The organism is Streptococcus sp. 714 (genome assembly GCF_013277115.1).
Taxonomy (GTDB): domain Bacteria; phylum Bacillota; class Bacilli; order Lactobacillales; family Streptococcaceae; genus Streptococcus.
Window position 1 is genome coordinate 457 of record NZ_VMMH01000022.1, and the last position, 270, is coordinate 726.

The 270-nt window shown below is 40.7% G+C and carries 1 protein-coding gene; it reads left to right on the top strand.

The features are described 5' to 3' along the window. Positions 1 to 270: Ig-like domain-containing protein (locus tag HT718_RS09790; RefSeq protein ID WP_173268146.1), on the top strand; the 270-nt coding region annotated here is incomplete at both ends.

Consider the following 270-nt stretch of genomic DNA (forward strand, 5'->3'; position numbering starts at 1 on the left):
CAGAAATCAAAACAGACTTAACAGATAAAGCAGGAACTAAGACACCAGTTGAAGTAACAGCAGAACCAGGATCTAAAGTTGAGTTATTTGATAAAGATGGTAACAAGATTGGTGAAGGAGTAGCAGACGAAAACGGAAAAGCTACAATCACACCAACGAAAAAACTTCCAGCAGGAGAAGTAACAGCGAAAGCAACAGACCCAGCAGGAAATGTATCAGAAGCAAGCACACCAGCAAAAGCAACAGAAGATACAAAAGCACCAGCTAAAC